Consider the following 17706-nt stretch of genomic DNA (forward strand, 5'->3'; position numbering starts at 1 on the left):
CTCAGATGGATTTTCTAATGATTAACGTACTTCTGCTTCGACCTTTTCAGTGAGAGCTTTAGTAATTTTTTCCATGTATTTAGCAACTTCTTCGTCTGTAAGGTTGTCATTTGGATTTTGGAAGGTAAGGCTATAAGCCATTGATTTCATACCTGAACCAAGTTTTTCACCTGCGTAAACGTCGAAGAGTTTAACGGCAACCAAGCGTTTGACTCCTGCAGAGTAGATAGCACCCAGAACTTCTTGATGAGTTATTTCTGCCTTGAGAAGAAGGGCGATATCACGTGATACTGCAGGGAATTTTGTGATTTCAACAAATGGTTGATCTGGTTGCAAGGCAGCTTCTACAGCACTAAGGTTAATTTCAGCCACATAAGTCTCAGGAATGCCATAGTTTTTGGCAGTTTGTGGGTGAACTTGACCAAGGAATCCAATAGTTTGACCATCAAGCACAATAGCAGCTGTACGACCTGGGTGCATGCTTGCTAGGTCTTTTGTTGGTACATAGTCAACTGAAACTTCAAGTTTATCAAAGAGTGCTTCAACAATACCTTTGGCATAGAAGAAATCAACTGGCGTTGCTTTGGTTTGGAAATCTTTTTCAGCTACAAGACCAGAAATAGCGAAGGCAAAGGTATTGATTTCATTTGGCAATTCCTCTTTTGGATTACCCTTTTGTTCAAAGACCTTACCGATTTCGTAAATGGCAACGTTACTATTCTTACGGTTAACATTGTAAGCAACAGTATCAAGCATGCCAGAAACCATATTCTGACGGAGAGCTGAACGGTCAACAGTCATTGGCCACATCAACTCAGTCAAATTACTTGGTGTCGCAGCAAATTCAACGGCTTTTTCAGGTGTTGTCAAAGCATATGAGATGATTTCAGTCAATCCAGCACCTTCAGCAATGCTACGAACCTTACGGCGAAGTGCTTGTGTTTCAGTCAATTCACCGGCTGTTCCTGCTGCTTCTGGAAGTGTCGTAGGCAATTTCTCGTACCCGTAGATACGTGCAATTTCCTCAACCAGGTCTGCTTGGATACTGATATCCCAACGACGACGTGGTACAGATACTGTGAATTTATCAGCATCACCTGTCAATCCAAAACCAAGTTTCGCAAAGACTTCTTCAATATCTGCAAAAGTCAATTCTGTACCAAGGCGAACATTTACATAATCAAGACTTGTAGAAACTTGAACTGGCTCTGTATCAACTGACCCCGCTTGAACACGGCCTGCAAGCACCGTTCCATTTGCCAATTCTTGCAACATTGCTGCAGCAAAATCAAGCGCTTCAAGGACAGTATCGTTATTGATACCTTTTTCAAAACGTGATGATGATTCTGAACGAAGGTTGAGACGACTACTTGTCTTACGAATTGATTTACCATCAAATACAGCAGCTTCGAGAACAACATTTTTAGAATTGTCATCAATCTCAGTTGATGCACCACCCATAACACCTGCTAGGGCAACTGGTTTGTCAGCAACTGTAATAACAATATCTTCAGTAGTCAATTCACGTTCTTCACCATCGAGAGTCACCAATTTTTCACCCTCACGGGCATCACGGGCAACGATTCGTGAATCTTCAAATTTGTCCAAATCAAAGGCGTGCATTGGTTGTCCAAAGTAAAGAAGAACATAGTTTGTCACATCTACCACATTGTTGATTGGACGGATACCAGCATTCATAAGAAGGTTTTGTAACCATTGTGGACTTGGTTGAACAGTAACATTCTCAACCACACGGCTAGCATAAGTAGCTACTTTATCGCTTTCGATAGCTACTGAAATCTTATCAGAAGCTGGCTTGCTGTCTTCTGTGACTGTTTTTTCTGGGAAGTGAACAGATTTACCATAGATTGCAGCGACTTCATGGGCCACACCACGCATAGAAAGAGCATCAGCACGGTTAGGTGTGATTGACAATTCGATGATTTCATCATCAAGGTCGAGATATGGGAAAATGCTATCTCCAGGAACAGCATCTTCAGGCAAAATTTGGATTCCATCTGCAAATTCCTTAGGAATAATGCTATCTGGAAGTCCAAGTTCTGCCAAAGAACAGATCATACCGAGAGATTCCATGCCTCGAATCTTCCCTTTTTTAATTTTGTAATTGTCCGCAATGCGTGCACCAGGAATGGCAACAATTACCTTGATTCCAGCAGTGACATTTGGAGCTCCACAAACAATTTGACGTGGACCTTCAGCATCTCCTGTATCTACTTGACACAAGTGCAAGTGTGTTTCAGGTACATCTTCACATGACAAGACATGACCAACAACCAATTTAGACAAGCCTTCAGCAGGTGTTTCAACACCTTCCACTTCAATACCTGTCGTCGACATTTTTTCAGCGAGTTTAGCAGTGGTAACATCCACATCAACCAACTCTTTTAACCATTTATAACTAACTAGCATAATAATGATACCAAGCCCGTTAATAGCTCTCAGCAAAAATAGGAAAGGCAACGTTGGTGCATCAGCACCTAGGAGCCTTTATCTTTTTTGCCCAGAGCTTAGGGCGGGTTCAAATCCTTTCTGTATGATTAGGTACAAAACATTCAGATTCAAAAACAACTAATCTCGAACTTTGAGGTCGTATTCAAATCCTTTCTGTAATATAGGAATATGTATAGCTGATATAAGAGAAAGACGAACTGACACGTTTAATCGCCTTATAAACTCCTCTCTATCAACTTAATAATCGGTTTATAGTTTTAATTTAAGCAACCAGTCACAGTCTACTTTACCGTCACCAACCGGAAAATTGTGTTCTGCAAATTTTTCAAAGCCATATTTATCGTAAAAAATCTGTGCTTTGAAATTTCTTTCCCAAACACCCAACCAGGCCCAATCACAACCTAGATCACGGGCTTCCTGCAATGCAAATTCAAAGAGTTGCTTACCCAAACCCATGCCTTGGAAGGCCTGACTGATATAAATTCGTTGAATTTCAAATGCATTGTCCAAATGCTGCTCTGTTTGAGCAGAACCAACATTGGTCTTTAGAAAACCAGCCCTTTCACCATCAACGAGAATGAAAAAGTAGCGCGATTCTTCATGAGTGATTTCATCTAAAAGAACTTCTTCAGAAAGTGCGGTGTCGAAGTAACCTTGCAACTGGGCCTCGGTATTATCATGAGCAAAAGTCTCTCTAAAGGTATCTTCGGAGATAACTTTTAATTCTGCTACTTCTTCCGGAAGAACCTTACGAATAACTACTGACATGACAATCTCCTAAACCTTATTTAAACTGTTCTGAGAAACGAACATCCCCTTGATAGAAACCACGGATGTCGTTGATACCATAGCGAAGCATGGCAATACGTTCTTGACCAAGACCAAAGGCGAAACCTGAATATTCTTCAGAATCAACACCTGACATCTCAAGCACTTGTGGGTGAACCATACCAGCACCAAGGATCTCAATCCAACCTGTCTTTTTACATACGTTACATCCTTTACCTCCACACTTGAAGCATGACACGTCAACCTCAACGGAAGGTTCAGTGAATGGGAAGTAAGAAGGACGCAAACGGATTTGACGTTCTGCACCAAACATTTTTTGAATAATCATCTCAAGCGTTCCCTTAAGATCACCCATTGAGATGTTTTTACCAACGACCAAACCTTCGATTTGGTGGAACTGGTGGCTGTGAGTCGCATCATCGGTATCACGACGGAAAACACGTCCTGGTGAGATCATCTTAAGAGGACCCTTAGAAAAATCGTGTTTATCAAGTGTACGAGCTTGAACAGGACTTGTGTGAGTACGAAGTAAAATTTCTTCCGTAATATAGAAAGTATCTTGCATGTCACGCGCTGGATGGTCCTTAGGCAAGTTCATACGCTCAAAGTTATAGTAATCTGTTTCAACTTCAAAACCATCAACGATTTGGAAGCCCATCCCCAAGAAAATGTCTTCGATTTCCTCAGCTGTTTGGCTAAGAATATGACGGTTACCAAGTTTGACTTGGCGTCCTGGAAGAGTTACGTCAAGACTTTCAGAGTCAAGTTGTGCTTGAATTTTTGCGGCTTCGACAATTTTTGCGGCTTCGTCAAAAGCTTCAGTCAAAACGTCACGAACTTCGTTGACCATTTTACCAACTTTAGGGCGTTCTTCATTAGGAAGGTCCTTAAGTCCCTTCAAAAGGTCCGTTAAAGAGCCCTTTTTACCCAAAACTGCAACACGCAATTCTTGTAATTCTTTAGAGTGCTCACCACGCATTTCAGCCAATTTAGCCTGCGTTGATGTTTTCAACTCTTGCAATTGTGTTTGTAAATCCATGAGATTCCTTTCTGATGTAACAATTTCGAATCGCAAACAAAAAACCACATGCCAAAACTCCAACCCGGAGCGTTGACACGCGGTACCATCCGTTTTTTATCTGGTTACCCAGACCTTGATTCGTCAGTCGTCTTCATGAGTGAATTCACCAAACTTCCCTTGAGGAGGCTTCCAGTCCATGGCCCCCAATCCCTGTCAATTTCCATAAGGTTACTAGTCTCTACGACTTCTATTCAATTACCATTTATTTTACCAAAAAAGCAAAAAGCTTTCAAGAGCTGACAAAGAATCCTTTAGTTAATACCAAATTAAAATTATGTCTAAGATAATTGACATATCCATAGGAACTTGCTACAATTATGTCAGATAAAGTTGACATATTTAACTGCGACTTACAGCAACACATTAGCTTGTCTTTCAGAAGGAGGCCCATTATGAATCAGGTCAGGGAATTTAGAAAAAATATGGGGCTTTCGCAATTAGAACTCGCAAAGTCTATTGGCGTTTCCCGACAGACCATTAATATGATCGAAAATAACAAGTATAACCCAACACTGGAGCTCTGTCTAAATCTAGCTAAGGCACTAAACACAGATCTTAACAGTCTCTTTTGGGATGGAAATTGCGAATAGAGATATAAGATAGAAAGAGGTAAATCATGATTAAAGAAACTTTCACTGACAAACTCATTAAACGTTTTTACGGTATCACAGGCCCTTTAGATGAACAAAAGCGCCAACAGGTTGATCGAATGGGTAACATGGCTTTCGTTGTTCTCTTCTATATTTTAATTTTTGGTAATTGTATTGCCTTATTTCTAAGCTTTAAGTATCCCGAACTAGTGGCCCGTATTTATCCTATCTTACTTTTGACTATCATTCTGGTAGTTAGCGGTGTCCTTACTTATAAGTTTAAGATGAGTGCTGTAAACGCTATTGACGAGGAAGAACTGACTGAGAAAGAACAAAAGCAACTTAAACATGCGGGCCTTAAGTCAGGTTTATACTTTGGCGTATATATGTTCTTAGGCATGCCCCTGATTCAATTACTAGTTAATCATAAAGACTATTTGACAGAATTATTCTCAGTCCGAAATATCCTGTCAGGCATTTTTGACGCTATCCTTTTTGGGGCTATCATGCAAGGCTGGGTAAATGCTCGTATCAAACAAGCCAAATCTCAAGCTGATAAAGATGACCAATAAACTAAAACAGACAAAGAAAAAATCCAGGTTTCCCGGCCTGGATTTTTTGCTCGAAAGAAGACTTCTTAGACTTGTATACGCGAAGCCTAAATGTGTCCAGAAAATCGTATCTTAACACATACACTATAACTAACTTCAAAAAACACCATATCCCCATATGACATTTCCTTAAATATTGTAACATGTCAGTGGGAAATGACAAGTCGCCCTCTCTCTCATAAACCCTAAAATCCTAATCATAGCCTTTGTTATGCCATTTTACGCAATCGATTGCGTAATTTTGAAAGCGCAAACTTAATGTTTTTCTGAAAGTCCTTACAAAGTTTTTGAGACTATGAAAAAAGATAGTGATAAAGCTATCAACTATCTTTCATGAAAATATAATCTATTTTTAGTCTAAATCAAGGTCTTTCAGTTTGACCGAAACGATTTTCGAGACACCTGATTCCTGCATAGTTACCCCATAAATAGAGTCTGCTGCAGACATCGTTCCCTTACGATGGGTAACTACAATAAATTGACTGGACTTGTCAAAACGATTAAGGTAGTCACCGAAGCGTTTAACATTGGCTTCATCCAAAGCCGCTTCTACTTCGTCTAGGATAACAAATGGAATGGTCTTAACACGAATGATGGCAAAGAGAAGGGCCAGAGCTGACAAGGCCTTCTCACCACCAGACATAAGGTTAAGTGATTGAATTTTCTTACCTGGTGGCTGAACAGAAATTTCTACTCCAGCCTCTAGGAGATTGTCTGAGGTCAAAATCAAGTCTGCAGAACCTCCACCAAACATCTGGGTAAAGGTCTGTTTAAAGCTTTCTCGGATAGCCTCAAAGGTTGCTTTAAAGCGTGATTTCACTTCATCATCCATGTCATTAATGGTATTCAGAAGGAGACTCTTGGCTTCGAGCAAATCATCCTTTTGACCGTTCAAGAAGTCTAGACGTTGCTTAACCTCTTCAAATTGGGCAATAGCATCCACATTGACTGGACCCAAAGCTTTAATCGAACGCTCAAGACCTTGCAGATTCTGGCGGGTTTGTTCGACATTGTCAAGAGGGCTAGCCTGACCTTTGGCTGCTTCGAGCGTCATCTGATAATCTTCAGCCAACTGAGTCGCAAACTTACGAAGTGATTGACTAATCTGACTTTCACGCTCTTCCAGGCGAGTCTGTTGACGAATCAGATCCTCGTTACGATTGCCAGCTTTTGCCAAACGCTCCTCCAAATCCTCCAACTGACCTTCGTAATCTTGCACCTGAATCTTGGCACGGACAAGAGCTTGTTCCAAATCGTCTTTACGTTGAACAGCCTCTTTATGCTGTGCTTGCAGATGGGGAAGGCGGTCAGTTTGGTCTTCATCAACCTGGTTGTTAAGGAGCGCCTTAAGACTATCCGATTCTTTCATTAACTCAGATAAGTCAGATTGAAGACGATTGCTTTCTGTCTTCGCAAAACGCAATTCTGCCTGCAAGTCACGTTCCTTCAACTGAAGTTCAGATTGCTTGTCTAGGAGAACCTGTTTTTGTTGACCAAGAGCATCTTTGTCTTCCTTAATGGCCTCAATACGGTCGTTAATGGCCTCACGCTTGGATGCAATTTGCACTAACTCAGCTTTAAGTTGCTCAGCCTTATCTTGCAGATTTGCACCTTCAGTTCCCTGAGAATCCTGTTTGAAACTATCTACTAAGACTTGATTTTTCTCTAAATCTGACAAGGCTTGTTGATGTTCTAAGCCTAGTTTTTGCTCTTGCAGACGAGCATTCTCACCATCTACCTTAAGATCTTCTAGCTCTTTCTGTAGAGCCTTACGTTTAACCTTAAGGGCTTCAACTTTGGCTTCACTATCACTTAATTGAGCCTTAATCTGGTTAATTTCAGCAGTCAATGCATCTAGTTCAGGCTTGATAAAGAGACTATTATTTTGTTTGTTGGTACCACCAGCAAAGGCACCACCTGGACGAATCTCAGAGCCATCAAGAGTAACCATACGCACTTGGAAACGAACCGCTCGAGCCGCCTTATTGGCATTGTCAATGGTATCAAAGATTGCCGTAACCCCAAGGAGGTTTTGGAAAATATTAGATAAGCGGTCCTCATAGGTAACCAAATCGGAAGCCATACCTATAAAACCTGGTGCATTGGCAAGACTTTGAGCAAATTGTCCATTAAGTTGACGTGGCTTAATAGTGGTCAAAGGCAAGAAGGTCGCACGTCCCTGACGATTTCGTTTCAAGTAGTCAATCGAACGCTTAGCAGCCGCTTCATCCTCAACAATAATGTTTTGCCCGCTAGCTCCCATAGCAATCTCAAGAGCCGTCTGATAACGCGTGTCAAAAGTTAAGTGTTCACTGACTGCGCCAATAATTCCCTGAATGGATTGAGCATTTTGAAGGACAGCCTTCACCCCTGCATAGAAATTAGAATGATTTTTCTGGATAGATTCTAGACTTTGACGACGGGCATCTTTACTTTTAAGATAATCCATGAGGTCAAACATCTGCTTTTGAGCCTCTTGGTAGTCCTTATCAAGAGCTTGATAAGCCTGAGCCTTTTCTTTGTAACTAGCTAAGAGGCTTTGAAGACTCGCTTGAGCTGCTTGATAAGCTTTTTGGGCTTCGCTAACCACTTCCTGAGCGGAAAGTAAATCCGCTTGAGCTTGTTTATATTCTTCAGCTTGTGCCTCGAGCGCTTGTGTCTGACTGTCCATGTCGTGGGTGACCTGAGTCAAACTGTTGGAAACTTTGGCTTCCTCCTGCATCAGACCAACATAGTCCTCACGTAAACGTTCAATAAGTGTATCTGGATCATCAGAAAATTGCTCTAGTTCTTTTTGAATAGCAATTAGCTCTTGGGCAAGGCTAGCCAACTCAGCATTCAATTCAACTTGGCCTTGATTAACCTTATCAAGGGATGCTCTTGCCTCTGCTTTCAAATGCTCTAGCTCACTGAGACGAGCTTCTGTTTCTTCTTTTTTCTCTGAACGCTGCTGACTCTCCATGGTATAAAGATCAATTTGACGCTCAAAGTCGCTAATGAGACGTGTGACATCCACCAAGGTTTGTTGATCTGAAGAAATTTGTTCTGAAATTTGATGACGTTTTTGCTTAAGTTCTTGGTTTTCAGTCTCTAGACGATGACGTTCCTCATAATAGCTGGTTAATTTGTCCTTGACCTCTGCCAAATCCTCTTGCGTTTTGGACAAATCTTTTTTACCAACTTCAATATCGTGGACTAAAAGATTAAGCTGTGTCTGTCTACGCTCTTCATCTAATTCCAAGTAACGTTTGGCTGTGGCTGCTTGTTTTTCAAGGGGTCTAACCTGACCATCTAGCTCGTAGATGATATCTTCCAAACGATCAAGATTATCTTGGGTTTGATTAAGCTTGCTTTCCGTTTCTTTCTTACGTGTTTTATATTTGAGAACACCTGCGGCTTCTTCGAAAATAGCACGGCGCTCTTCAGGCTTGGCATTAAAAATAGCCTCAACACGACCTTGAGAAATAATGGAAAAAGAATCACGGCCGAGACCTGTATCCATGAAGAGGTCATGAATATCACGTAGACGAACCTTACGACCATCAATCAAGTAATCATTGTCACCGTTTCGATAAATATGTCGCTCCACACGAATGGTTTCACCAACACCCGCGATAAAGCCATCACTGTTATCAAGTGTGACCGCTACTTCCGCATAGTTGAGAGCCTTACGAACCTCTGTTCCTGCAAAAATAACGTCAGGCATTTTGCCCCCACGCAAGCTCTTGGCAGATGATTCACCCAGTGCCCAGCGCAGACTCTCTGTAATATTTGATTTTCCCGATCCATTTGGACCTACAACGGCTGTTACTCCCTTGTCAAAGATGACTTGCGTCTTATCCGCAAAGGATTTAAAGCCCTGCATTTCAATTGATTTCAAATACATGCTTAATTTCCTAGTTGTTCAAGGGCAGCCTTTGCCGCTGCCTGTTCAGCTAATTTCTTAGATTTTCCAAGACCTGTGCTGAGTTCCTTACCATCAACAGCTACCTGCATAGTAAATTCTTTGGCATGAGCTGGTCCAGACTCGTCGATAACAGTATAAGTAATATCAACCGTACCATTGACCTGAAGACGCTCTTGCAAGGCTGTCTTATAGTCCGTGACGCGGTCAAAGTTTCCCTTTTCAACCTGAGGAATCATGACCTGATTCAAGAATTTCTCAACAGCAGGCAAGCCTTGATCCAGATAAAGGGCACCGAGGAAGGCCTCCCAGAGGTCACCTAGGATAGTGGCACGTTCACGTCCACCGGATTTTTCTTCCCCTTTACCAAGACGAATATACTGCTCGAATCCGCAAGCCTTTGTAAAACCTGCCAAACTTTCTTCACGAACGATAGTACTACGCATCTTAGACATTTCCCCCTCTGGCTTGTTAGGGTAGCGATTGTAAAGATAAACGGAAATGACTAATTGCAGAGCCGCGTCTCCTAAAAATTCCAAACGTTCATTATGTGAAATGTTTAGGAGGCGGTGCTCATTGGCATATGAGGTATGGGTAAATGCTGTTTCTAAGAGGTCTTTTTGGCTAAAAACAATACCAAAATCCTGCTCAAGTTTTTGTTCAAGTTGATTCATGAAACTTCCTTTCTTTTTAAGCACACTAACTATAATTATATCAAAAAAAGCTGATTTTCATGATAGAAAACTGCTTTTAGAACCTAATCTGCTGATTTTGTAAGATTTAACCTATTCAACTAAAAAAGCTGAGCAATCTGAATCTGCTCAACTTCATTTTATTAATAATCTGGCCGAACAACACCTGTAACTGTCTCACGTGTTGCTTCGACATCTTCTTCAAGGACAACCTTGATGATACGTTTAGCTTCTTCTGAAGTACATGCAACCAATGGCAAACGAAGTGGTCCAACTTCGAAACCAAGATGGTTAAGAACAGCCTTGACAGGTGCAGGACTTGGTACTGAGAAGAGAGCGTTAACTTTAGGAATAAATTTACGTTGGATAGCTGCTGCTGTCTTGAGGTCACTATTTTCAATAGCTTCAAGCATGGCGTGCATCTCATCACCATTTGTATGAGAGGCTACTGAGATAACACCGTTAGCTCCAAGGTTCATAGCGTGGAAGGCATCCCCATCTTCACCGGTATAAACCAAGAAATCTTCTGGTTTATGTTCGATAAGGTAGGCCATATTAGCAAGGCTGGTACATTCTTTAACCCCGATAATATTTGGATGTTCAGCCAAACGAAGCATGGTATCAGGAGCCATTTCAACAACCACACGACCAGGGATGTTGTAGATGATAATTGGCAAATCAGAAGCATCCGCAATAGCTTTGAAGTGTTGGTACATACCTTCTTGTGATGGCTTGTTGTAGTAAGGCACGATAGCAAGACCAGCTGCAAAACCACCAAATTTGGCAACTTCTTTGGCAAACTCGATAGAGTCTCGTGTATCGTTGGTACCGACACCAGCAATTAATGGCACACGTCCATTAACGATTTTCTGAACAGCCGCAAAGAGTTCCAACTCCTCATCGTGAGTAAGTGTTGGACTTTCAGCTGTTGTCCCCGCCAAAAGAAGAGCTTCTGTATGGTGAGCCAAAAGATGCTCAATCAATTCTGGAAGCGCATCGTAATTGATAGAGCCATCTTCGTGGAAAGGTGTAATAAGGGCTGTGATCAGTTTGACATCTCTTAATTGATCAATTGACATAATATTCTCCTTCAACCGTTTTCTAATCCTTTCCATTTTACCATAATTTTGACCAGACAGACAAGTTAACAATTTTCTGAAAACGGGAGGACTGACTGTTTCAATATGATAGTCAAAACACAAAAAAAAACAGAGAGAAGTCTCTCTGCTTTATAGGATTCAACTTGATTTTAGTATTCAAATACAACACTAAATCCTTACTGATTTCTGTTTCGCTCCCTATTTCAATTCAAATTTTAATTCTGAAGTTGGGCGAACCAAACCACGTTCGTGAAGTGTTTCTGCGATTTGGACTGAGTTCCAAGCGGCACCTTTAAGGAGGTTATCTGAAACAACCCACATGTGGATACCTTTTTCAGCATCCAAATCTTTACGGATACGTCCAACGAAGGTATCACGTGAACCTACAGCGTTAACAGCTTGTGGGTAGACTTGGTTAGCAACGTCGTCTTCAAGAACTGCACCAGGGAATTCTGCAATAGCAGCTTTCACTTCGTCAATTGGTGCCACTTCTTTTGTTTCAATATAGACTGACTCTGAGTGAGCTGACAAAACTGGGATACGTACACATGTTGCTGATACAGCAATGCTGTCGTCTTCCATGATTTTCTTAGTTTCGTTTGTCATCTTCATTTCTTCGTAAGTATAGTCATTTTCAGTGAAGACGTCGATTTGAGCCAAGGCGTTGAAGGCGATTGGGAAGTGTTTTTTATCACCACCACATGGCAAGATTTCAGCTTTAACATCACGTGGGTTAACGCCGTCATTCAAAACTTCTTTCAACTCACGTTGTGTTTCAAGGATTGCTCCCATACCAGCACCTGATACAGCTTGGTAGGTTGACACGATGATACGGTCCAAGCCCCATTTTTGACGAACTGGCTCAAGGGCAACCATCATTTGGATTGTTGAACAGTTAGGACAAGCGATAATACCGTTGTGAGCATCGAGTGCATGTGCATTGACCTCAGGTACAACCAATGGCACATCTGGATTTTGACGGAAGTAAGATGTGTTATCAACGACTACTGCACCGGCTTTAACAGCGTATGGTGCATATTTAGCAGAGGTAGATCCACCAGCTGAGAAAAGTGCAATGTCTACACCTTCAAATGCGTCTTCCGTCGTTTCTTCGATGGTCACGTCTTGACCTTTAAACTGCAAGACTTTTCCTGCAGAACGAGCAGACGCAAGGTAGCGAATTTTATCGATTGGAAGTGTTGATTCTTCCAACATTTTGATCATTTGAGCACCAACGGCACCTGTAGCACCGACAACAGCAACTGTGTATCCCATAGTTAAACCTCTTTCGGAATTTTCTATCAATTTAGTTTAGTGAATCTATTATACTACGTTTAAGTCCAGTTGAAAAGGGTAAAAAAGCCAAGAATAAAGAAAAATCCCCTACCAAAGGGCAAGGGATAAGAGGCATCTTTCGATGAGAGTAGCAGGTTCACACAACTACTCAAGGTCCGCTCCTGCGTTACAATCTAATGTAGACCTCCTCAGCGCAAAAGGCTCTAAAGAGCCAATCGACTCATCGCATACTCCTATTCTAGCATAATAGATCACAGAGTCAAGCACTTGATTTCTATAAATACTTACTTGCCTCACGAATGCTAAGAGATGCCATTTGACTAGCATGTTGATCAATAAAAGCCCGAACCCAATCAGGATTTACCTTTGAGTAATTGCGCAAACTCCAACCGATAGCCTTATTAATGAAAAACTCCTTCTGCCCAAAGTTGTTACAGATAACCTCTGCTAGGAGGTCAGTATCTGTCAAATCTTTACGCATAAGCTGGTGGTCGATGGCAATACGTCTTAACCAAAAATCCTCATCAAGACTCCATTGACGCATGATATTTTTGGTTTCTGGGTAGTGAAAAGTAATCTCCCCGATGATACGGTCCAACTGATCTATACTGTCCCACCATGATTTGGTTTGAGCCAATTCCTTTAGCTTTGGAAAATCTTCAGGTCTAAGCTCCTTCTTCTTTTTATCCAGATAATCCATAGCAATATATTGAAACTCACGGTAGGGTTGCTGCCAACACTCTTCTACAAAAGTCCAATCAATTGGATCCTTTATAAAAGGCTTAAAATACTCTCTTTCGATCTTTTTGAGAATTGGTTTTTGAACGCCAAGAAAGCTAAATTTATTTTTCATATAGGCTTCCATGGGTGGTACTTTAGCTGGATCAGCTTGGTCTTCTAACTGTTTCAAAAGAATTTTTGCATCCATATGAACACTCCTATATTACATCAAAGGTCCAATCAGAGAAAAGAGATAGCCACCTAGACGATGAGCCATAGGTATTTTAGACAAACTTTCCAGAGTGACTTCCTCTGAGAGTGCCTGGGTTTTCTCAAAATCTTGTTCAATGTTAAGCACTTCCAGATTTTTATAGAGATAGACCCCATCTTCAAAATTTTGATAGAGACTCCGGTAATCAGTGTTAATGGTACCTACCACAGCTTGTTTGGCGTCAGAAACATAAACTTTAGCATGGATAAAGCCTGGGGTATAACGGAAAATACGGACGCCAGCATCCAAGAGCACTTTAAAATAGGTAGTCGCAATATCAAAGGCATACTGCTTATCTGGAATCCCTGGCATAATGATACGAACATCTACACCTCGTCTAGCCGCAAAGGTCATAGATCGAACCAATTCATCATCCAAAATCAGATAAGGTGTCATGATATAGACATAATCGGTAGATGTATTCAGAAGATGTAAATAAACATTTTCTGCAACCTTGTGGTAGGTCAAAGGTGAATTGGCATAAGGGAGAACCAAACCCTGACTCTTGCTTTTTTGAGGTTTTTCTTGTAGATAGTGCTCCATATCTGTCTTGTCTTCTACTCCAGTCACCGTCCACATGGTCAAAAAGAGAGCTTTTAGCGTTTGAACTGCTGAGCCATCTAGGCGAAGGGCTGTATCCTTCCAATGACCAAAGCGCTCTCGTTTATTGACATACTCATCAGCGATATTTACACCACCAGTATAAGCAACTTGACCATCAATCACAGTAATCTTCCGATGGTCTCGGTAATTGTAATAGGTTGATAGGATGGGCTTGACTGGTGAGAAGGCTTGAGCTTTAATACCAACCTTGTGTAGTCGCTCAATATAATCGTAGGACAAGGTGGTCATCTCATTCATCCCATCAAACATGACACGAATGTCCAGGCCTGCCTTGGCCTTTTCCTCCAAAATGGCTAAAATCTCACCCCACATGATACCTTCGTCAATGATGAAATACTCCATAAAGATATAACGCTCTGCCTTTTTCAAATCCTCCAACAAGGCTGGAAGCATGTCGTCACCAAGTGGAAAATAGGTCACCTCAGTGTCTCTGTAGATAGGAAACTGGGCTGGACTATGTTCCAGAAAATAAGCTAAACGCTGTAGTTGACGATCACCATGAGATAAATAATCAGCTACTTCTGGATCGGTGCTTAAATAGTTAGAAGCTAGCACTGTAGCATCCTCAAGTCGTTTCTTCAACCGTCTCACACCCAAATCAGCAAGTGAAAAGTAAAGCAAGGCTGTCCCAAAAATTGGGAAAAGAGCAATGATAATCAGCCAGGATAATTTGGAACGAGAATCCATGGAACGATTCAGCAAATAAAAGAAGGTAAAAACACTCAACAAGTGTTCCCATAAGATAATGGATGGAAAATGCTCTTGTAGACTGAGATATGAGAAAACGAGAAAAGTCAATTCCAGTAAGAAGAACAGGAAAATAGGTACCTTACGATTAAGAAGACTTTTAGCCCATCTGGAGGGCTTTTGGGGTAACAGTCTAGCACTGGTTACTTGAGTCATATAGGTTCCTCTCATGTATGGGGGAGCACCACAAACTTTTCGGTCTCTCCCAGTGATTTTATTAGTATCATTTTAGCATATGCAAAAGGCAGGGATAATTAGCCATTCTGATTTAAGATTGGTGGGGCATCTACTGTATCTTTCTAACAGGCCCATCCAGGATTTTTTGCATCCAGACGATATCGTGCCATTGCTCAAACTTGTAGCCAACTTTTGGAAAATGAGCAACTTGGACATAACCCCGCTTTTCATGCATAGCAACGCTAGCCTCATTAGGGACTGCAATGCAGGCTAAGAAACGCAAGAACCCTCGCTTCTCAAGTTCCTCCTCAAGGGCATCATAGAGCTGATTTCCCAAACCTCGACCACGCGCATCTTCATGAAGATAAATAGACAATTCTGTTGTCCAATCGTAGGCTGTACGAGCATAATAGGTTGAAGCATAAGCATAGCCGAGAACTCGGCCATCCTCTTCCACCACTAGATAGGGGAATTTTTCAAGCGTCTTGCTGATGCGTGCTTCAAACTCTTGAACGCTGGGAACCTCGTATTCGAAAGTAATAGCTGTCTTTTCAACATAGGGTGCATAGATGGCCTGAATAGCTGGTGCATCGGATAACTTGGCTGGACGAATAGTTAACATCATTTTCTCCTTCGACTTCATTATCTTTATTTTAAACTATAAAAAAGAGGGCTCAACCCTCTTCTAACAGAAATCGTCACTACATCAATGGCGCAACTAATCTGGTCAATAAGCCCAAGCACTTCTGGTGGAATGGTCGATTTTTAACATCAGCCATGCTGACTCGATGACACTTGGCCATTGTCGCTTGGAAATCTTCTTCAATACCAACCACTGATGACGTCCTGTAAAGATAGGTAGCACACTCAAAGTGGTGATAAAGACTACGATAATCCAAATTAATCGTTCCAACAACAGCCCTACTATTGTCACTCACAAAGACCTTTGCATGAACAAATCCAGGTGTGTACTCGTAGATTTTTACGCCGGATGCCAAAAGTGTTGGGTAGTAAGTCTTAGCTAAGTAGTAAGCTGACTTTTTATCAGGAATACCAGGCATGATAATACTGACATCTACTCCACGCTCAGCCGCGAACTTCAAAGCATGCAGTAACTCACCATCTAAAATAAGATAAGGTGTCATAATATGAACAAAATCACGCGCATGGTTTAGGATATCAATATAAACATTCTCACCTACCTTATCCTTATCAAGTGGGATATCCCCGTAAGGAACAACAAAACCAGGAGTATCGAAGGCCTCATGTTCAACCATATAGGGGGTCACATCCAGTGTTTCATGAGAGTAAGTCCACATCTGAAGGAAGAGGACTAAGAAAGTATCGACTGCTGGCCCCTCAACCATAAGTGCGGTATCTTTCCAATGGCCAAAACGCACAATTTTGTTGATGTACTCATCAGCTAGATTAACCCCACCTGTAAAGGCAACCTTACCATCAATCAGCAAGATTTTTCTATGGTCACGGTAGTTGTAATAGGTCGACAAGAAAGGCGTTACAGAGGCAAAAACACGAGATTGAATCCCAATTCTCTCCAAACGTTTCTTATAGTCGAAACTTAAGGTTGAAAATTCATTCATTCCGTCATATAGGACTCGCACTTCCACCCCTTCTTGAACCTTTTGTTTCAAGATTGCTAGGATTTCACCCCACATTTCACCTTCACCAATGATGAAATATTCCAAGAAAATGTACTTCTCCGCTTTAAGAAGTTGCTTCTTCATTTCCTCAAACTTGGCTTCACCACTTGGAAAATAGGTCGTCTTCGTGTGACGATAGACAGGAAAATGCCCATTAACATTTTCAAGATATTGGACCAAGTTGTAGTTGCTCGTGTGACGCTGCTTAAGCTCTTCGAGAGCCTGATCATCCTGTTTCAATATGCCAGAACTGCGGTCAATATTGCTCTGAATCGCACGCTTCATCCCTGTATAGCCCAAATCTAGTTTTGTATAGGCTAGGAGTAAGGTTCCGATAATAGGGAAAGGTAAGACAATCAGCAGCCACGTATTAACAGCCGTCGACTCCATATCACTTTGAAAGAGATAAATAATGGCCAGAATACGAAGGACTACTTCTGTAACTTGCAGGTGTATCCTATATTGATGCAACCAGAGGTAAGACATGGCCACAACAACAAGCTGCAGTAAGATGATTAAGAAGATAATCGTAGCACGACTAAAGATTCCACGAAGAAATCCGCGACGACTCTTATCATAAAGACGTTCAATTTTAGCTTCGTTTTTGATAGCATGACTCCTTTCCCTTTTTAATTAATCTTATTATAACAAAATTTGTAAAATTAAGCTAGACAGAAAAAGCCATCTATGTTAGGCTCAGATAAACACCACATTTATCTGAAAAGAACTAACATATAGGACGAAATGGATTACCGAAACAAATGGATTTTACGAATGTTTCTCAAAATTATGAGGCTGGGACAAAAGTCCTAGCCTCATAATTTGTCTTTGGATTGTCGAGAAAGACGCAGTGGTTGAGTGGGCTCTACTACACTGATTTCATCAGCTTTTACAGCCCTACTCAACTGTGCGGAGGTGGGACGACGAAATCGAATTCTAACGAATTACCGATTTCTGTCCCACTCTCAAGA

At 41.4% G+C, this 17706-nt stretch carries 13 protein-coding genes; 2 read left to right on the forward strand and 11 right to left on the reverse strand.

Annotation, left to right across the window (positions count from 1 at the left end; genetic code table 11):
- Nucleotides 1–21 precede the first annotated feature (21 nt).
- From pheT to pheS, 3 genes are all read right to left on the reverse strand, one after another.
- Nucleotides 22–2430 carry a phenylalanine--tRNA ligase subunit beta gene (pheT, locus tag H7U01_RS03370; protein ID WP_201041105.1) on the reverse strand — a complete coding sequence of 803 codons (2409 nt, stop codon included), beginning with the start codon at nucleotides 2428–2430 and terminating at the stop codon, nucleotides 22–24.
- Between the two features lie 291 nt (nucleotides 2431–2721).
- Nucleotides 2722–3240, reverse strand: a complete 519-nt coding sequence (locus H7U01_RS03375; protein ID WP_175063739.1) for a GNAT family N-acetyltransferase — start codon at nucleotides 3238–3240, stop codon at nucleotides 2722–2724.
- Between the two features lie 16 nt (nucleotides 3241–3256).
- Nucleotides 3257–4300: a phenylalanine--tRNA ligase subunit alpha gene (gene pheS / locus H7U01_RS03380; RefSeq protein WP_014633009.1), complete on the reverse strand. Its 1044-nt coding sequence runs from the start codon at nucleotides 4298–4300 to the stop codon at nucleotides 3257–3259.
- Between the two features lie 434 nt (nucleotides 4301–4734).
- Here pheS and H7U01_RS03385 point away from each other — a divergent pair, with 434 nt between their 5' ends.
- Both H7U01_RS03385 and H7U01_RS03390 read left to right on the forward strand, forming a co-directional pair.
- Complete coding sequence (locus H7U01_RS03385; protein ID WP_201041106.1) at nucleotides 4735–4932, forward strand: helix-turn-helix transcriptional regulator; 198 nt, start codon at nucleotides 4735–4737, stop codon at nucleotides 4930–4932.
- Nucleotides 4933–4958: 26 nt separating this feature from the next.
- Nucleotides 4959–5504, forward strand: a complete 546-nt coding sequence (locus H7U01_RS03390; protein ID WP_201041107.1) for a DUF3278 domain-containing protein — start codon at nucleotides 4959–4961, stop codon at nucleotides 5502–5504.
- A 391-nt stretch (nucleotides 5505–5895) separates the two neighbouring features.
- On the opposite strand, the gene smc is transcribed toward H7U01_RS03390, so the two are convergent.
- The 8 genes from smc to cls (H7U01_RS03430) form a co-directional block, all read right to left on the reverse strand.
- Nucleotides 5896–9429 carry a chromosome segregation protein SMC gene (gene smc / locus H7U01_RS03395; RefSeq protein ID WP_201041108.1) on the reverse strand — a complete coding sequence of 1178 codons (3534 nt, stop codon included), beginning with the start codon at nucleotides 9427–9429 and terminating at the stop codon, nucleotides 5896–5898.
- A gap of 2 nt (nucleotides 9430–9431) precedes the next feature.
- Complete coding sequence (rnc, locus tag H7U01_RS03400) at nucleotides 9432–10121, reverse strand: ribonuclease III (RefSeq protein ID WP_004182345.1); 690 nt, start codon at nucleotides 10119–10121, stop codon at nucleotides 9432–9434.
- A 161-nt stretch (nucleotides 10122–10282) separates the two neighbouring features.
- Entirely contained in the window at nucleotides 10283–11218 is a 936-nt protein-coding gene (dapA, locus tag H7U01_RS03405; RefSeq protein ID WP_013990425.1) for a 4-hydroxy-tetrahydrodipicolinate synthase, read from the reverse strand.
- Nucleotides 11219–11437: 219 nt separating this feature from the next.
- Nucleotides 11438–12514 (reverse strand): aspartate-semialdehyde dehydrogenase, encoded by a 1077-nt coding sequence (locus H7U01_RS03410; RefSeq protein ID WP_003096845.1) that lies wholly within the window; start codon nucleotides 12512–12514, stop codon nucleotides 11438–11440.
- A gap of 295 nt (nucleotides 12515–12809) precedes the next feature.
- Entirely contained in the window at nucleotides 12810–13463 is a 654-nt protein-coding gene (locus H7U01_RS03415; protein ID WP_201041109.1) for a DNA alkylation repair protein, read from the reverse strand.
- Between the two features lie 15 nt (nucleotides 13464–13478).
- Nucleotides 13479–15053, reverse strand: coding sequence for a cardiolipin synthase (gene cls / locus H7U01_RS03420; RefSeq protein ID WP_201041110.1), 1575 nt, complete (start codon nucleotides 15051–15053; stop codon nucleotides 13479–13481).
- Nucleotides 15054–15183: 130 nt separating this feature from the next.
- Entirely contained in the window at nucleotides 15184–15696 is a 513-nt protein-coding gene (locus H7U01_RS03425; RefSeq protein WP_080610607.1) for a GNAT family N-acetyltransferase, read from the reverse strand.
- A 79-nt stretch (nucleotides 15697–15775) separates the two neighbouring features.
- On the reverse strand, nucleotides 15776–17326 hold the full coding sequence (gene cls, locus H7U01_RS03430; RefSeq protein ID WP_201041159.1) for a cardiolipin synthase: 1551 nt from the start codon (nucleotides 17324–17326) through the stop codon (nucleotides 15776–15778).
- Nucleotides 17327–17706 lie beyond the last annotated feature (380 nt).

Origin of the sequence: Streptococcus sp. 21.1 (assembly GCF_016648635.1) — a bacterium.
Taxonomy (GTDB): Bacteria; Bacillota; Bacilli; order Lactobacillales; family Streptococcaceae; genus Streptococcus.